The organism is Pseudomonas sp. efr-133-TYG-23, from assembly GCF_030209215.1.
Lineage (GTDB): Bacteria > Pseudomonadota > Gammaproteobacteria > Pseudomonadales > Pseudomonadaceae > Aquipseudomonas > Aquipseudomonas rhodesiae.
Genome location: NZ_JARVSL010000008.1, coordinates 179,500 through 193,404, shown reverse-complemented (window position 1 = coordinate 193,404; position 13,905 = coordinate 179,500). Strand labels below are relative to the sequence as shown.

Below are 13,905 nucleotides of genomic sequence, written 5' to 3'. Positions count from 1 at the left end.
CTCCAATCAATGAGTGGCCGGGATCAGTTGCCGCCGAAAGAACGCGGTTCCCAGCAGCACGTAGTGGGCGGTGGACAGTAGCGCCGAGAAGTCAACGCAATCAGGTCGGTGCGCTGTGAGTTACTGGAGCGCCATCCACGGCCCTACAGTGAACTCACCGGCGCGCAGGCGATTGATGGTTTACGCGGCCATCGATGACGAAATCGGCACAGTTTTACCTGGCTCGACAGTGCGGCGGGCATCATGCAATCTGCTACGCGAAAAGGCTCAACCGGGGAGACGATCATGCTGCACAGTGTATTTGCGGGCCTTTGCCAGGGTGAGGCAGCCGCTCGCCCCGACAGTCTCGAACAGCTGGTAAGCGCCGTCGCGCAGTTGCTGCCGATGTTGGATGTGATCCCCAACGCCGCGATTTTCATCAAGGATATGCAAGCTCGCTACGCCCTGGCCAACCGCACGTTGGTGCAGCGCTGCGGCCTCAAACAGCTGCAACCGCTGCTGGGCAAGACCAGCGCCGAGGTGTTCCCCGCCCAACTGGGGCCGGGCTATACCGAGCAGGATCGACGGGTGCTGGAGGAGGGCTTGGTGCTGGCAGATCAACTCGAACTGCACCTGTACGGCAGCCGCGAACCGGGGTGGTGCTTGACCCACAAATGGCCGCTGTACAACCGTGGGGGCGCGATTATCGGCCTGGCCGGTATCTCGGTGGACCTGCAATCGGCCAGCGAAACCCACCCGGCCTATCAGCGCCTGGCCGCCGTCGATGAGCATATTCGCCGCCACTTCAACCGCCGCGTCACCCTCGGTGAGCTGACGCACATCGCCGGCATTTCCGTGGCGCAGTTGGAGCGTTACTGCAAGCGCGTCTTCAACCTGACGCCGCGCCAAATGATCCAGAAAGTACGCTTGGAGCACGCCCACCGCTTGCTGCACAGCGAACTGCCGATCACCGAGGTCGCCTTGCAGTGCGGCTATACCGACCACAGCGCGTTTACCCGGCAGTTCAAGGCGTCCACGGGGTTTACGCCGCGCCAGTACCGGCAGGCGACGGGGGGAGGGCCCGCGTTGGCGTGATTGCAATGCAACGAATGGCGCCCGTGCCCCTCATATGCTTACGAGTCACTTTTTACGACGACAGGTATCAAGCTTATGACGGCGGCGGACAACACCCATGTGAACTGGCTGGTGGAACAATCGATGCTGCACGCGGCGCGTCAGCGCGCCAAGCTCTATTCGGGGCAGGGTCGGATGTGGCAGCAGCCGTACGCGCAGACGCGGCCGCGGGATGCGTCGGCGCTGTCTTCGGTGTGGTTTACCGCGTACCCGGCGTCCATCGTGACCCGCGACGGCGGCACGGTCCTGGAGGCGCTGGGGGATGAAAGCCTGTGGCACGCCTTGTCGAAAATCGGTATCCAGGGCATTCATAACGGCCCGCTGAAAAAGTCCGGTGGCCTGAACGGCACGCGGCACACGCCGACCATCGACGGCAATTTCGACCGCATCAGTTTCGAGATCGACCCACAACTGGGCACCGAGGCGCAATTGCAGGCGCTGACACGCATGGCCGCTGCCCACAACGCGGTGATTATCGATGACGTGATCCCGTCCCACACCGGCAAAGGCGCGGACTTCCGCCTGGCCGAGATGGCTTATGAGGATTACCCCGGCCTCTACCACATGGTGGAAATCCGCGAGGACGACTGGCCATTGCTGCCCGACGTTGCCGGGGGGCGCGACGCGCAGAACCTCAGCCCATTGCAGGTGGACGCCCTGCGCGACAAGCACTACATCGTCGGCCAGTTACAGCGAGTGATCTTCTTCGAGCCTGGCGTCAAGGAAACCGATTGGAGCGCCACCCCGGTGGTGGTCGGCGTCGACGGCAAGCCGCGCCGCTGGGTGTACCTGCATTACTTCAAGGAAGGCCAGCCATCGCTCAACTGGCTCGACCCTTCGTTTGCCGCGCAGCAAATGATCATCGGTGATGCGCTGCATGCCATCGACGTGATGGGCGCGAAGATTCTGCGCCTGGACGCCAACGGTTTTCTCGGTGTGGAGCGCAAGCTTGAGGGCGGCGCATGGTCCGAAAGCCACCCGCTGTCGATCACCGGTAACCAACTGATTGGTGGCGCGATTCGCAAGGCCGGCGGTTTCAGCTTCCAGGAATTGAACCTCACCGTGGATGATATCGCCTCCATGTCCCACGGCGGCGCCGACCTGTCCTATGACTTCATCACCCGGCCGGCGTACCAGCACGCCCTGTTGATGGGGGATGCCGAATTCCTGCGCTTGATGCTGCGCGAAATGCATCGCCAGGGCATCGACCCCGGCTCACTGATCCACGCCCTGCAAAACCACGATGAACTGACCCTGGAGCTGGTGCACTTCTGGACCCTGCATGCCCATGACAGCTTCCTCTATCAGGGCCAGACCTTCCCCGGCAACATCCTGCGCGAGCACATCCGCGAGCAGATGTACGAGCGCCTGACCGGCGAACATGCGCCGTACAACCTCAAATTCGTGACCAACGGCGTGTCCTGCACCACCGTCAGTATCATCACGGCGGCGCTGGGTATTCGTGACCTGGAGGCCATCACGGCGGCCGATATTCAGCAGATCCAGCAGATCCACCTGTTGCTGGTCATGTACAACGCCATGCAGCCTGGGGTGTTTGCATTGTCCGGTTGGGATTTGGTGGGGGCGCTGCCGCTGGCGGCGGATGAGGTGGCGCACCTGATGCAGGACGGCGACACGCGCTGGATTCATCGCGGCGCCTACGACCTGGTGGACTTGAACCCGGAAGCGGAACTGTCCGCCGGCCTGATGCCGCGCTCAAAGAGTCTATACGGCAGCCTGAACCAGCAATTGCAAGACCCGCAGTCGTTCGCCTCGCAACTGCAGAAAATTCTCGCCGTGCGCCGCGCTTATGACATTGCCGCCAGCCGCCAGACTCTGGTCCCGGATGTGGAGCATCCAGGGTTGCTGATCATGGTCCACGAACTGCCGGCGGGTAAGGGCACGCAAATCACCGCGCTGAACTTCGGCGCCACGCCCATCACCGAAACCTTGCACCTGCCCAACATTGCGCCGGGCCCGGTGGTGGACATTATTAATGAGCGGGTCGAAGGCGACCTGACCGAAGACGGGGCCTTTACCATCACTCTGGATGCTTACGAGGGCCTGGCGTTGCGGGTGGTGAGCAGCACGCCGATGTAGGGGAGAGGGCCGCTTCGCGTCTCAGTGCGGGGCAAGCCCTAATGCCAGTCAGCTAAGGCTCAGTTGATCCAGCCCGGGCAATGGGTATTAAAAGTGGGAGGGAGCTTGCCCCCGATGGCGGTGTGTCAGTGGCAGAGAGGCTGACTGACCCAGCGCTATCGGGGGCAAGCCCCTTCCCACATTCCCGCTCACCACAAAAAACGCCCAATGGGCCCGCAGGCGCCGGGCCGATGGGGTCTTCCGGAGGGCATCAGACCACGAAGCGATTGACCAACTGGTTCAGGTTCGCCGCCAGCTTCGACATCTCCCCACAGGCGCTGGCCGTCTGGCTGGCACCGGCGGCGCTTTGGGTGGCCAGTTCGCGGATGCTCACCAGGTTGCGGTCCACTTCACGCGCGACATGGGATTGTTCTTCCGAAGCGGTGGCGATCAGCATATTGCGTTCGTTGATCTGGATAATCGCCGCTGCAATCTGATCCAGCGAACTGCTGGCTTCCTGGGCCACCCCGAGGGATTCGGTGGCCAGTTCCTTGCTGGTGCCCATGGCCTTGACCGCGTCGTCGGATTCGTTCTGGATTGCGGCGATCATCTGCTCGATCTCCTGGGTCGACACCTGGGTACGGTGCGCCAGCGCGCGGACCTCATCGGCAACCACCGCGAAACCACGGCCTTGCTCACCGGCACGCGCGGCTTCGATGGCGGCGTTGAGGGCCAGCAGGTTGGTCTGTTCGGCAATGGCGCGGATTACTTCCACCACTTTACTGATGCTCTGGGCGCGGTTGGACAGGCCCTGGATCTGCTCGCTGGTGTTTTCCACATTACCCGACAGTTTTTCGATGGAGCGCAGCGTCTGCGTGACGCGCTCCAGGCCCACTTCGGTGAAGCCCTGGCTGCGTTTGGATTCCTGGGCGGCGGACTCGGCATTGCGCGCCACTTCATCCACGGCCGCGCTCATTTCGGTAACAGCGGTGGCCGCCTGATTCACTTCATCGTTTTGCGATACCAGGCCACGGCTGGACTGTTCGGTGACGGCGGTCATTTCTTCGGAGGCCGCGGCCAGTTGTGCGGACGAGTCGGAAATCTGCAGGATGGTGTTGCGCAGGTTGGTCTGCATCTGCGCCAGCGCTTTCAACAGTCGACCGGCTTCATCCGTGCCATGCACACTGACTTCTTTGGACAGGTCACTGTTAGCAATACGTTCGGCCACCGACAGAGCATCGCCAATGGGCGAGGTGATGCTGCGGGTCAACAGGAACGCCAGGCCGGCGGTCATCGCCATCACCAGTACGATCAAGCCAATTACCAGCCAGGTGCCGGCGTTGAAGGTGTCCGTGGCGACTTGGCCGGCTTTCGCTGCACCTTCGTTGTTGAAGTCGGTCAGGGCCTTGATCTGGCCTTCCATGGCATTGGTCAGCGGGCGGATGCCGCTGGCGACCAATTTGACGACGCCAGCGGTGTCACCCTGCTTAAGCAGCGGCTCCAGCGCGTCCAGCTGTTTGGAATAACCGTCAGCCGAGGTTTTCACGGCGGTGAACAGGGCACGTTCCTGATCGCTTGCAATAAGTGGTTCATAGTTGGATACCGCATCGCTGAATGCTTTGCGATAGCCCGGAAAATCCGCCAGCGTCTTCTGAATCGTTTCAGGGTCGGCCACGGCCCGCTGGGTTTCCAGGCGCAGGCGCAATACCGTCGAGTTCATCAGAGCGGTTTGGCGGATGCTCGCCATCCAATTGAGTTCCACATCCTTTTCCGAGTCACGCAACTTGCCCATTTGCAAAATGGCAATTACGCCGAGTACCAGCACTAAGGCGATGATCGCGGAAAAAAACAACGTGGCACGGGGGGCAAGGTTCAGGTTTCTCAGGCGCATGGGGCGTACTCATAAGGAGGAAAGCGAGCAGTTCTTACAAGCTATCGGCCAGACGCCGCAAAATTGAATACCCACGGGCAGCAGCGGACGACTGGTAGGGATGAGGGTAGTCTGAAAATACCCAATCGCCATGGCGTCGACGTGAGAGCAGTCAAGGCGCCGTTTCACCCAAACCGGGGTCCACGCGCTCGCCGATATCCTTGAGGCGCGCCAGTTGGTCTACTACGCTGGGCGCTTCGTCCAGGCAACTGACGAAGGTCCACAGATAAGTCATCACCGCATACACATGCCCGGCCTTCACCGCAGGGGAGAGCGCCAGCTGGGTAATCGCGACCACGAACAGCAAGGCCGCCAACAGCCCGATGGTGAGAAAGGCGACGGCCTCACGGTCTGACAAGCGAATGCGCAATCGCGACAGCACCCGGTAATGACGGCGTAGCGTATGAGCGCCGACTTGCTCCACTAGGCTGATTTCCTTTTCCAGTCGGTTGTTCAGGCGCTCATGCAGTCGTTGATTGCGCCGCGCAAAGCCTGGCACCACCATCAAACACAGCCCCAGCGCTCCAAGGCATGCCAGCCCGACCCAGGGTTCGATCGCCAGCAGCATGGCGGCGGCGCCAACGATGGAGACCAATGCGGTGGCAATCGTGGGCACGTGCTTCTCAAAGAAGTCCACAAATTCCCGTGCCAGTACCACCCTCGCGGCAGACTTGGAGGTGCTGTGGCGTTGCAGGCGCTGATTGAGGATCACCGGCACCGCGAGGTCAGCATAGATGCGGGTAAATGTTCGCGTATCCAATGCGCGTCTCGCCGCGCCGACTACCCAGAAACCCAGGACCACGGCGGCATAGAGCAGTGCGCTCTTGCCATCGCCACGAATAATGGCGTCCACGGCAAACCCCGCGAACAAGGGGTAAGCCAGCAGTAAGGCATTTTCCAGCGCCACCAGGGACAGGGTGCAGAACAACTTGCCGGGGTAGGCTTTGGCGATGGCTTTGAGCGTCTGGCTGGCCGATTGTTGGCCGATCTGGCGGCTGGGTTCGTTCAGTAATGGCGGTGTGACGGACGGCATGGGGCACCTGGTGTGCGTAACGTACGGGGTTGAGGCAGGGATGTACCGGCATACAGACCGCGCGTGATGTCGAGCAGGTAGCGCGTCTCTGCTGTCATCAATAACAGGTCGGTTTGCACTTCTTCGATCACCATCTCCAGGATGATCAAGATGCAAATGGCCGGCGCCAGCAGCAGCCAGTGGTAGTAGCACTGGGTAAACAACGAGGCCACAACCCCGATGATCCAAAGCGAGAGCACCAGGCGCGGCGCGTGTTTTTGCAGGGGAATCCAGAAGCGCTGTAGCTTCCTGAGCTTAGCGCTGCAGCACTTTATAGAGTCTTCCAGTTGCGTCAGGTCAAGCGTGGTCCGGTCGCGAATAGAGTTAGACATGGATGCAATCCGTGGGTGAATTACAACGGTGGTGTAGGTGGACCGGTCAGCGCCTGCGCAGGCAACACGCGGTTCAGCCAGGCCAGATTGATATGTTTGACTTGCACCCATTTGCCGTTCTGGGGCGTTCCTTCGCAGCTTTTAAAAGCGATACAGCGTCCTTGTGTGTCCAGCAAGGCGAAATGGCGATAGCGTTCAACGCCCTTGAATCCGAGGACAAAAAAACACATGCCTGCACCTGGGGAGATTGGGTTTCAGATAGCGACCGGACGTTCTGGCCACGTCAGTTCGAACAGGCTGCCGCCACTCTCCAGATTGCGGCAGGTCACGCGGCCCTCGTGGGCCATGGCAATGGCGCGCACCACCGCCAGCCCCAGGCCGCTGCCGCCCTGGGCGCGGGAGCGAGAGCTTTCCCCACGCTGGAATGGCTCGAAGATATGCGCGGCGAACGCTTCGTCGATGCCCGGCCCTGCATCCGCGACGCTCAAGGTATTGACGCCGTCCAGGCTGCCGAGGCTCACCGTGACGGTGCCTGGAGTGGCGTGCCGCTTGAGGTTGTCGAGCATGGCTAGCAGGGCCTGACGTATGCGTGCGGGGTCGCAATGCACCGGTTGCTTGAGCAGGTCCATATGCAGGGTGAATCCGCAGGCTTGCAGGCCCGGTTCGAACAGACGCGCGTCAGCCTCGATCTCGTCGGCCAAGTCGGCCCGTTGGATATGCACATCCAGGTAACCATTGTCTGCCAGGCCCACGACGCGCAAGTCTTCGATCAGTCGGGTCAGGCCCTCGACCTGACCCAGCAGGCTGTAGAACTGTGCTTGGTCCGGAGGAAAGACCCCTTCGGCCAACCCTTGCAGGCGACCGCGCAGGATGGTCAGCGGGGTGCGCAGTTCATGGGCAATCGCGGCATTCCAGAATGACTGCTCTTGGGCCATGCGCTTCAAACGTGCGGCCATGCTGTTGAAGTCATCCACTAGCACGCTGGCCTCGGCCAATGCGCGATCGGACGTCGTCGCCCGGGCATCCAGGTCGCCGTCGGCAAGGCGGCGAAGGCTGGCCGCCACCGAGTTCAACGGCATCAGAATGCGCCGGGACAATTTGATCGCCACCACCGCCCCCACTGCCAGGCTGATCGCGGTAACCAATCCCATCCAGAGCCACTCGACACCGGTTGGCAGCCACTCGTCCACATCGATATCCGTGGGTGGCCAGAACATCCAGAGCAGCGCGTAAAACACATAGGAGCCGACGACCGCGAGGGCGATCACGCAGAGCACCACGGCAGACATCGACAGAATAATCTGCCGGCTCAAGCTATTGGCGGTCCTCATGGGTGGCTCCCGAACCGGTAACCCACCCCACGGATGCTCGCCGGCACACCTTGCAGGCCCAGGTCTTCGATCTTGCGGCGCAATTTGCTGATATGGCTGTCCACCGTACGCTCCAGGCTATCGCTCTCGGGCGAGCACAGCGCAAGCAACTCGGCGCGACTGAATACGCGCCTGGGGGCTTTGGCCAACTGCGCCAACAAGCGGAATTCCGTCGCGGTCAGGCTTAATGCGTGCTGTCGTGTGCCGATTCGCACGCTGACTTCATGGCTGTCGACGTCGATTTCAAAACCCTCCACCCGTAACACGCGCTGGCCGCTGCCATAGCCCTGGTCGCGGGAGCGGCGCAGGACTGCCTGGGTCCTGGCCACCACCTCGGCGGGGTTGAAGGGTTTGACGATGTAGTCGTCGGCGCCGATGCGTAGCCCCATCAACTTGTCCATGTCCTGGTCCTGTGCGGTCAGCATGATCACCGGGGTGTTGCCACGGTGGCGGATCTCGGCCAGTACCATCCAGCCATCCAGTTGTGGCATCAACACGTCCAGCAGCACCAGGTCGGGCTTGAGGGCTTGATGCAGTTCCAGCGCGCGCCGCCCATCCAGGGCATGGACGGTCTGAAAGCCACTGCGCTTGAGGTAAGCGGCGAGGATGTCGGCGATTTGCGGCTCGTCTTCGGCGATCAATACCAGAGCCTGGGATTGAGTGGCGAAGTCCGCTGGTGTCGAAGTCAGGTGCGATTCAGTCATGGTCGGCTCGGTGGTGCGGTTCGATGGTCGCAGTATGGCCAATTACCAGGGGGCGACGAAGCCTACTGTGCATCACATGCGTGCGCTTTCATGGGAGGTTTTATGGAGGAATGATGGAGACGCGGGATTATTTGCGTATACGGTACTCAGCCAGGTTGGGCGCCGCACCCGAGGCTGCAGAGTGGCGCGAATACCGCTACGCTGGCGCGTCCCATCATAAACAGGAGAGTGTGATGCGTATCGAAGACCTGCCACGAGAAGGCGGTTGCCGCTGTAATCGCGTGCGTTTGCGCGTGGCCCATGCACCGGTGATGACCATGGCCTGTCATTGCACCGGCTGCCAAAAGATGAGCGCCAGTGCGTTCTCTTTGAGTGCGCTATTCACCGCGGATGCGTTTACCGTCACCCAAGGTTCCCCGGTGATCGGTGGCCTGCACGGCGCGGACCGCCATTACTGCTGCCCCCACTGTATGAGTTGGTTATTTACGCGCCCCCATGGCATCGACGGCTTCGTTAACGTGCGGGCAACGATGTTGGACAGCGCGGCCGATTTTGCGCCGTTCATGGAGACCTGGACCTGTGAAAAGCTGCCGTGGGCGCTCACGCCGGCGGTCGAAAGCTTCGCGCAATTGCCCGCGCCCGAGGACTTTCCACGCTTGATGCAGGCCTATGCCGAGCTGACCTCGCACTGATCTCAGTCGATCAGCGCCAGCAGGTCGGTGTCGCCCACATCCTGGCCCGCCTGGGTCAGCAGGGTGGTTACCTGGCCTCGGTGGTGGGTCTGGTGATTGAAAAAATGCACGATGAGACTGGCGAATGGTTTGTTGGCGCCAACGCCGCGCATATTGTGGTAGTGCAGGCGCTGATCGAGGTCGCTCTCGGTCAGGCTGTGAGCCCAGTCGATAATCATCTGGTCCAGCCAGGCGCGCCGTGCGGACAATTCATGCAGGTCGGCGAAGGCCAGTTGTTTGAGGTCCGGGGGCAGGGCGACGCTGCTCAATGGGGCCAGCGCCGGGTAGTCGGCAGGGTGCTCGGCAAAGCGTTTGAGCCACACGGTGTCGCCCAGGATCAGGTGGTTGAGGGTGCCGAAGATCGAACCGAAGAACGCGTGACGGTCCATGCGTAAGTCAGCGTCGCTCAGCCTGCCGGCGGCGGCGTAGACCTTGCGGTTCATCCACTGGTTGTAGGTGGCCAAGAGTGTGAAATGTTCGATGCGGTTCATGTGCCATGCCCGGGGGTGGAGGACCGAGCCATCATAGTGCTTGAGCAGCGTGCCCGCATCATCGGACGCTTGGACGCAACCGCTTCAAATACCCTGCGCAGCGAGTACGGCCAGATAGATCAAAACCAGCCCGCACGTGGCATAACTGATGCGGTGCCATCGCGCCGAGGCATGCTTGCGCATCAGGTTGACCAGCGCGGCGGTCAAGAAACACGACAACACCGAGGCGAGCATAAACCCGGCAAAGAACATCAGCGTCTGCCCATGGCTCGGCGTGGCGCCGACGATGCCAGACAAGGCGCTGCCCAGCGCGCCCCAGTACACAATGTTTTTCGGGTTGGCCAGCGAGATCGCCGCGCCCACTGCCAGCGCACTCTGCCCGGAGCCGGCCGGGGCATTGTCCATGGCCGGCAAGCGCCAGGCATCCAGCAGGCTGCGCACGCCGAGCCAGGCCAGGTACAACGCGCAGATCACCGTCAGGGGCACACGCACGGCATCATGCTGGATCAACAGCGCAATGCCGGTTAGACCGATCACTGCCCATACCGCATCGCCCACCAGCGAGCCGACTTGCACCAGCAACGCCGGGGTGAATCCGTGCAGCAAGCCACGGCGCAGGGTCTCGGCCAGCACCGCACCGGGAGAGAGGCAAAAGACAAAACCGAATACCAGTGCGTAAAGAAAAATCGTCAGCATGCCCGCGTTCCCATCCAGTGATGGTCGGCAGTGTGCCGCCGCGTCGCACAGGTGTCTTGGATCAGATTGCGTTGTTCAGCGCTGCAGCACGTTTTGATAGCGCCCCGGCGTGATGCCATAGGCGGCGCGAAAATGCCGATTGAGGTGGCTCTGATCGGCGAAGCCCAGGTCATGGGCGACCTGGCCGGCCGATACACCGTTGCGCAGTAAACCTTTGGCACGACGGGTGCGCAGTTGCATGGCCCATTGGCGCGGGCTGAGGCCCGTTTCTTTCTGGAAGGTGCGCAGCAGATGGAATTTGGACAGCCCCAGCTCATCGCCCAACTGTTCCAGCGGCAGCGACTGATGCAACTGCTCGGCGAGCAATTCCTGTGCACGGCTGATCAGGCTGTTACCGGGGGCCGTGGCGCTGGGCAGGCGCACGCCGCTGAGGCTGACCACCTCGGCGAGCGCCAGGACCAGGGCGTCCTCGTTCAATTCCCGTATCAGCGCATCGGTACTCAAGGCGCCGTGCACCGCAGCCGCCAGGCGCTGGGCAAGGGCTGGCTGAAAGCACACGGCGCGATCGAATTCCACGTACGCCAGCCCCAGGTCGTGGGCCAGCTGATCCGCCGTGGCATACAGACTGACAAATTGCCAAGGCGCACCGTCAGCCGCGCCGCCGCCCTGGATTTGTCCGGGGTTGTACAGAGTGATGCTGCCCGGTCCGGCGACAAACTCACGCCGGTCGAGCCACACGTTTTCCTCGCCGATAAGATTCACGCCGATCACGCACTCGTCGTGGCTGTGGCGGGCGAAGTTCAAGCCCGTGCAGTGCGTACTGCTGATTTCGTAGCTGCCCAGCCAGGCGTGGTGCATGTCGTTCATTCAATCGACTCGGTAGAAAACGCAAGCTTCTGAGCATAACCGGGCCCGGTCATTCAGATCGACCGTTGATTGACCCGCTGCGATAACTCGTCGGCACTTTCCTTGCGTTCTGAATAGCGGTCGACGAGGTCCGGGCGATCGCGCAGCAGCACCGTGAACTTCACCAGTTCCTCCATCACATCCACAACGCGGTCATACAACGCCGAAGGCTTCATGCGGTCGTGTTCATCGAATTCCAGAAACGCCTTGGGCACCGAGGATTGATTGGGGATGGTGAACATGCGCATCCAGCGGCCCAGGACGCGCAGTTGGTTGACGGTGTTGAACGACTGCGAACCGCCGGACACTTGCATCACCGCCAGAGTCTTGCCCTGGGTGGGGCGCACGGCGCCCAGTGCCAGGGGAACCCAGTCGATTTGCGCCTTGAATACCGCGCTCATCGAACCGTGCCGCTCGGGCGAGCACCATACCTGGCCCTCGGACCACTGCATCAGCGTCAGCAATTCCTGGACCTTGGGGTGGTCGCTGGGAGCATCGTCCGGCAGCGGCAAACCGCTGGGGTTGAATATCCGGGTCTCAGCGCCGAAATGCTCCAGCAAGCGTGCAGCTTCCTCCACCAGCAAGCGGCTGAACGAGCGTGGCCGCGTCGAGCCATAGAGCAGCAAGATACGCGGCGCGGGGGTCGGCCCAGTGTGAAGAGGGGGGAAAGGCCTGCATCGAGATTCGGCAGCGTGCTCATTGTTTGCTCCTGTCACAGTTGCGCAATGCGCTCCAGTTCAGCCTTCAGTTCTGCCGGGCACAAACGCTCGAACGGCAATGCAAAAAAGGCCCGGCAACGGCTTTCGATGGTTTCCAGGGTGGCCTGGAAGGCGGCATCGAGGCGTGCGTCATCACCGTCGACGTCGGACGGGTCCTCCAACCCCCAATGGGTTTTCATTACCGGACCGAAGTACACCGGGCAGGCTTCGCCAGCGGCCTTGTCGCACACGGTGATCACCAGGTCCGGCGGGCTGTCTTCGAAGGCGTCGTTGCCCTTGCTGTACAAACCCTCGGTGCTGATACCGGCTGCTTGCAGCGTGCTCAGGCTGCGGGGCAGCACTTGGCCTTTGGGAAAGCTGCCGGAACTGACCGCTTGGAAACCTGCCGGCGCCAGGTGGTTGAACACGGCTTCGGACAAGATGCTGCGACAGCTGTTGGCGGTACACATAAACAGGACTTTCATGAAACGGCTCCTTCAGACACTCAAGCGCAAGGCGAGGGCGGCGAGGGTGATCAGCAGCACTGGCAAGGTCAGCACAATGCCGACTTTGAAGTAGTAACCCCAGGTGATGGTGATGCCTTTGCGCGCCAGGATATGCAGCCACAGCAACGTGGCCAGGCTGCCGATTGGGGTGATTTTCGGGCCGAGATCGCTGCCGATCACGTTGGCGTAGACCATCGCGTCCTTGACCACGCCCACCGCATGGCTGGACTCGATGGACAGCGCGCCGATCAGCACCGTCGGCAGGTTATTCATCGCCGATGACAGCAGTGCCGTCAGTACCCCCGTGCCCATGGCCGCACCCCACACGCCATAGGTGGCGAAGGTATCGAGCCAGGTGGCCAGGTAAGTAGTGAGACCGGCATTGCGCAGGCCATAGACCACCAGATACATGCCCAGGGAAAAAATCACGATCTGCCACGGTGCTTCTTTGAGCACTTTGCGTGTGGAGATTTTGTGGCCCTTTGCGGCGATTACCAGCAGGAGCACGGCGCACACGGCGGAAATCGCGCTGATGGGAATGCCCAACGGTTCCAGGGCAAAACAGCCGACCAGCAGAATGCCCAGCACCCACCAGCCGGCGCGAAACGTGGCGCGGTCGTGGATCGCGCTGACGGGCTCATCCAGGTCGGCCGGGTCGTAGCTCTGGGGAATATCCCGGCGGAAAAACCACAGCAGCACCACCAGCGTAGCCGCGACGCTGACCAGGTTGACCGGCACCATCACCGCCGCGTATTGGTTGAAACCGATCTTGAAGTAGTCGGCCGAAACGATATTCACCAGGTTCGATACCACCAACGGCAGGCTCGCGGTGTCGGCAATAAAGCCCGCGCCCATCACGAACGCCAGGGTCGCCGCCGGCGAAAAGCGCAGTGCCAACAGCATCGACATCACGATGGGCGTAAGGATCAGCGCCGCGCCGTCGTTGGCGAACAGCGCCGACACCAGCGCACCGAGCAGCACCATATACGCAAACAGACGTCGGCCGCGCCCACGGCCCCACCGCGCTACATGCAAGGCGGCCCAGGCGAAGAAGCCGGCCTCATCGAGCAACAGGCTGATGATGATCAACGCAACAAAGGTACCGGTGGCGTTCCAGATGATGTGCCACACCACCGGGATATCCGCCAGGCTGATGACACCGCAGGCCAAGGCCAGGATCGCACCGAGGCTGGCGCTCCAGCCGACGCCGAGGCCTTTGGGTTGCCAGATAACCAGCACGATGGTGAACAGAAAAATGGCGATTGCGACAAGCATGA

14 protein-coding genes and 1 pseudogene are annotated in these 13,905 nt (G+C 61.7%); 3 read left to right on the top strand and 12 right to left on the bottom strand.

What is annotated here, in order from left to right; genetic code table 11:
• Positions 1–285 precede the first annotated feature (285 nt).
• Together QRN41_RS05190 and treS are read left to right on the top strand one after the other, a co-directional pair.
• Positions 286–1,074: an AraC family transcriptional regulator gene (locus tag QRN41_RS05190; protein ID WP_034113813.1), complete on the top strand. Its 789-nt coding sequence runs from the start codon at positions 286–288 to the stop codon at positions 1,072–1,074.
• A gap of 75 nt (positions 1,075–1,149) precedes the next feature.
• A complete protein-coding gene (gene treS / locus QRN41_RS05185; RefSeq protein ID WP_285421256.1) occupies positions 1,150–3,213 on the top strand; it encodes a maltose alpha-D-glucosyltransferase in 2,064 nt (687 codons plus the stop codon).
• Between the two features lie 250 nt (positions 3,214–3,463).
• Here the strand turns inward: treS and QRN41_RS05180 are convergent, their stop codons facing one another.
• The 6 genes from QRN41_RS05180 to QRN41_RS05155 all read right to left on the bottom strand — a co-directional run bounded on the left by QRN41_RS05180 (position 3,464) and on the right by QRN41_RS05155 (position 8,600).
• Complete coding sequence (locus QRN41_RS05180) at positions 3,464–5,083, bottom strand: methyl-accepting chemotaxis protein (RefSeq protein ID WP_285421255.1); 1,620 nt, start codon at positions 5,081–5,083, stop codon at positions 3,464–3,466.
• 151 nt (positions 5,084–5,234) lie between these two features.
• A complete protein-coding gene (locus QRN41_RS05175; protein WP_285421254.1) occupies positions 5,235–6,155 on the bottom strand; it encodes an ABC transporter six-transmembrane domain-containing protein in 921 nt (306 codons plus the stop codon).
• A complete protein-coding gene (locus QRN41_RS05170) occupies positions 6,128–6,526 on the bottom strand; it encodes a hypothetical protein (protein ID WP_167417121.1) in 399 nt (132 codons plus the stop codon). Before QRN41_RS05170 ends, QRN41_RS05175 begins: the two co-directional genes overlap by 28 nt.
• 20 nt (positions 6,527–6,546) lie before the next feature.
• Positions 6,547–6,756, bottom strand: coding sequence for a hypothetical protein (locus QRN41_RS05165; protein WP_034138025.1), 210 nt, complete (start codon positions 6,754–6,756; stop codon positions 6,547–6,549).
• A gap of 24 nt (positions 6,757–6,780) precedes the next feature.
• On the bottom strand, positions 6,781–7,857 hold the full coding sequence (locus QRN41_RS05160) for an ATP-binding protein (RefSeq protein WP_285421253.1): 1,077 nt from the start codon (positions 7,855–7,857) through the stop codon (positions 6,781–6,783).
• Positions 7,854–8,600: a response regulator gene (locus tag QRN41_RS05155; protein WP_083377870.1), complete on the bottom strand. Its 747-nt coding sequence runs from the start codon at positions 8,598–8,600 to the stop codon at positions 7,854–7,856. The genes QRN41_RS05160 and QRN41_RS05155 overlap by 4 nt, the downstream gene beginning before the upstream one ends.
• A 233-nt stretch (positions 8,601–8,833) precedes the next feature.
• On the opposite strand from QRN41_RS05155, the gene QRN41_RS05150 reads away from it, so the two are divergent.
• The gene (locus QRN41_RS05150; RefSeq protein WP_123479836.1) at positions 8,834–9,292 is read left to right on the top strand and encodes a GFA family protein; all 459 of its coding nucleotides are present in this window, start codon (positions 8,834–8,836) and stop codon (positions 9,290–9,292) included.
• Positions 9,293–9,294: 2 nt separating this feature from the next.
• Here QRN41_RS05150 and QRN41_RS05145 read toward each other — a convergent pair whose 3' ends face one another.
• The 6 genes and pseudogenes from QRN41_RS05145 to QRN41_RS05120 all read right to left on the bottom strand — a co-directional run bounded on the left by QRN41_RS05145 (position 9,295) and on the right by QRN41_RS05120 (position 13,903).
• Positions 9,295–9,822 carry a DinB family protein gene (locus QRN41_RS05145; protein WP_123479835.1) on the bottom strand — a complete coding sequence of 176 codons (528 nt, stop codon included), beginning with the start codon at positions 9,820–9,822 and terminating at the stop codon, positions 9,295–9,297.
• An 84-nt stretch (positions 9,823–9,906) separates the two neighbouring features.
• Positions 9,907–10,518, bottom strand: a complete 612-nt coding sequence (locus QRN41_RS05140) for a LysE family transporter (protein WP_034098042.1) — start codon at positions 10,516–10,518, stop codon at positions 9,907–9,909.
• Between the two features lie 75 nt (positions 10,519–10,593).
• The gene (locus QRN41_RS05135) at positions 10,594–11,385 is read right to left on the bottom strand and encodes an AraC family transcriptional regulator (protein WP_094065774.1); all 792 of its coding nucleotides are present in this window, start codon (positions 11,383–11,385) and stop codon (positions 10,594–10,596) included.
• Between the two features lie 53 nt (positions 11,386–11,438).
• Positions 11,439–12,059, bottom strand: a pseudogene (arsH, locus tag QRN41_RS05130) (arsenical resistance protein ArsH); the annotation flags it as partial.
• A 77-nt stretch (positions 12,060–12,136) separates the two neighbouring features.
• Positions 12,137–12,607, bottom strand: coding sequence for an arsenate reductase ArsC (locus QRN41_RS05125; protein ID WP_285421252.1), 471 nt, complete (start codon positions 12,605–12,607; stop codon positions 12,137–12,139).
• Positions 12,608–12,619: 12 nt separating this feature from the next.
• Positions 12,620–13,903 carry an arsenic transporter gene (locus QRN41_RS05120; RefSeq protein ID WP_285421251.1) on the bottom strand — a complete coding sequence of 428 codons (1,284 nt, stop codon included), beginning with the start codon at positions 13,901–13,903 and terminating at the stop codon, positions 12,620–12,622.
• Between the last annotated feature and the right edge of the window lie 2 nt (positions 13,904–13,905).

What these genes read in the sequence shown, in the direction of transcription:
- QRN41_RS05165 (WP_034138025.1), bottom strand. Translation starts at nt 6,756, where the DNA reads ATGTGTTTTTTTGTCCTCGGATTCAAGGGCGTTGAACGCTATCGCCAT.
- QRN41_RS05180 (WP_285421255.1), bottom strand. Translation starts at nt 5,083, where the DNA reads ATGCGCCTGAGAAACCTGAACCTTGCCCCCCGTGCCACGTTGTTTTTT.
- QRN41_RS05160 (WP_285421253.1), bottom strand. Translation starts at nt 7,857, where the DNA reads ATGAGGACCGCCAATAGCTTGAGCCGGCAGATTATTCTGTCGATGTCT.
- QRN41_RS05135 (WP_094065774.1), bottom strand. Translation starts at nt 11,385, where the DNA reads ATGAACGACATGCACCACGCCTGGCTGGGCAGCTACGAAATCAGCAGT.
- treS (WP_285421256.1), top strand. Translation starts at nt 1,150, where the DNA reads ATGACGGCGGCGGACAACACCCATGTGAACTGGCTGGTGGAACAATCG.
- QRN41_RS05140 (WP_034098042.1), bottom strand. Translation starts at nt 10,518, where the DNA reads ATGCTGACGATTTTTCTTTACGCACTGGTATTCGGTTTTGTCTTTTGC.
- QRN41_RS05150 (WP_123479836.1), top strand. Translation starts at nt 8,834, where the DNA reads ATGCGTATCGAAGACCTGCCACGAGAAGGCGGTTGCCGCTGTAATCGC.
- QRN41_RS05190 (WP_034113813.1), top strand. Translation starts at nt 286, where the DNA reads ATGCTGCACAGTGTATTTGCGGGCCTTTGCCAGGGTGAGGCAGCCGCT.
- QRN41_RS05125 (WP_285421252.1), bottom strand. Translation starts at nt 12,607, where the DNA reads ATGAAAGTCCTGTTTATGTGTACCGCCAACAGCTGTCGCAGCATCTTG.
- QRN41_RS05120 (WP_285421251.1), bottom strand. Translation starts at nt 13,903, where the DNA reads ATGCTTGTCGCAATCGCCATTTTTCTGTTCACCATCGTGCTGGTTATC.
- QRN41_RS05155 (WP_083377870.1), bottom strand. Translation starts at nt 8,600, where the DNA reads ATGACTGAATCGCACCTGACTTCGACACCAGCGGACTTCGCCACTCAA.
- QRN41_RS05145 (WP_123479835.1), bottom strand. Translation starts at nt 9,822, where the DNA reads ATGAACCGCATCGAACATTTCACACTCTTGGCCACCTACAACCAGTGG.
- QRN41_RS05170 (WP_167417121.1), bottom strand. Translation starts at nt 6,526, where the DNA reads ATGTCTAACTCTATTCGCGACCGGACCACGCTTGACCTGACGCAACTG.
- QRN41_RS05175 (WP_285421254.1), bottom strand. Translation starts at nt 6,155, where the DNA reads ATGCCGTCCGTCACACCGCCATTACTGAACGAACCCAGCCGCCAGATC.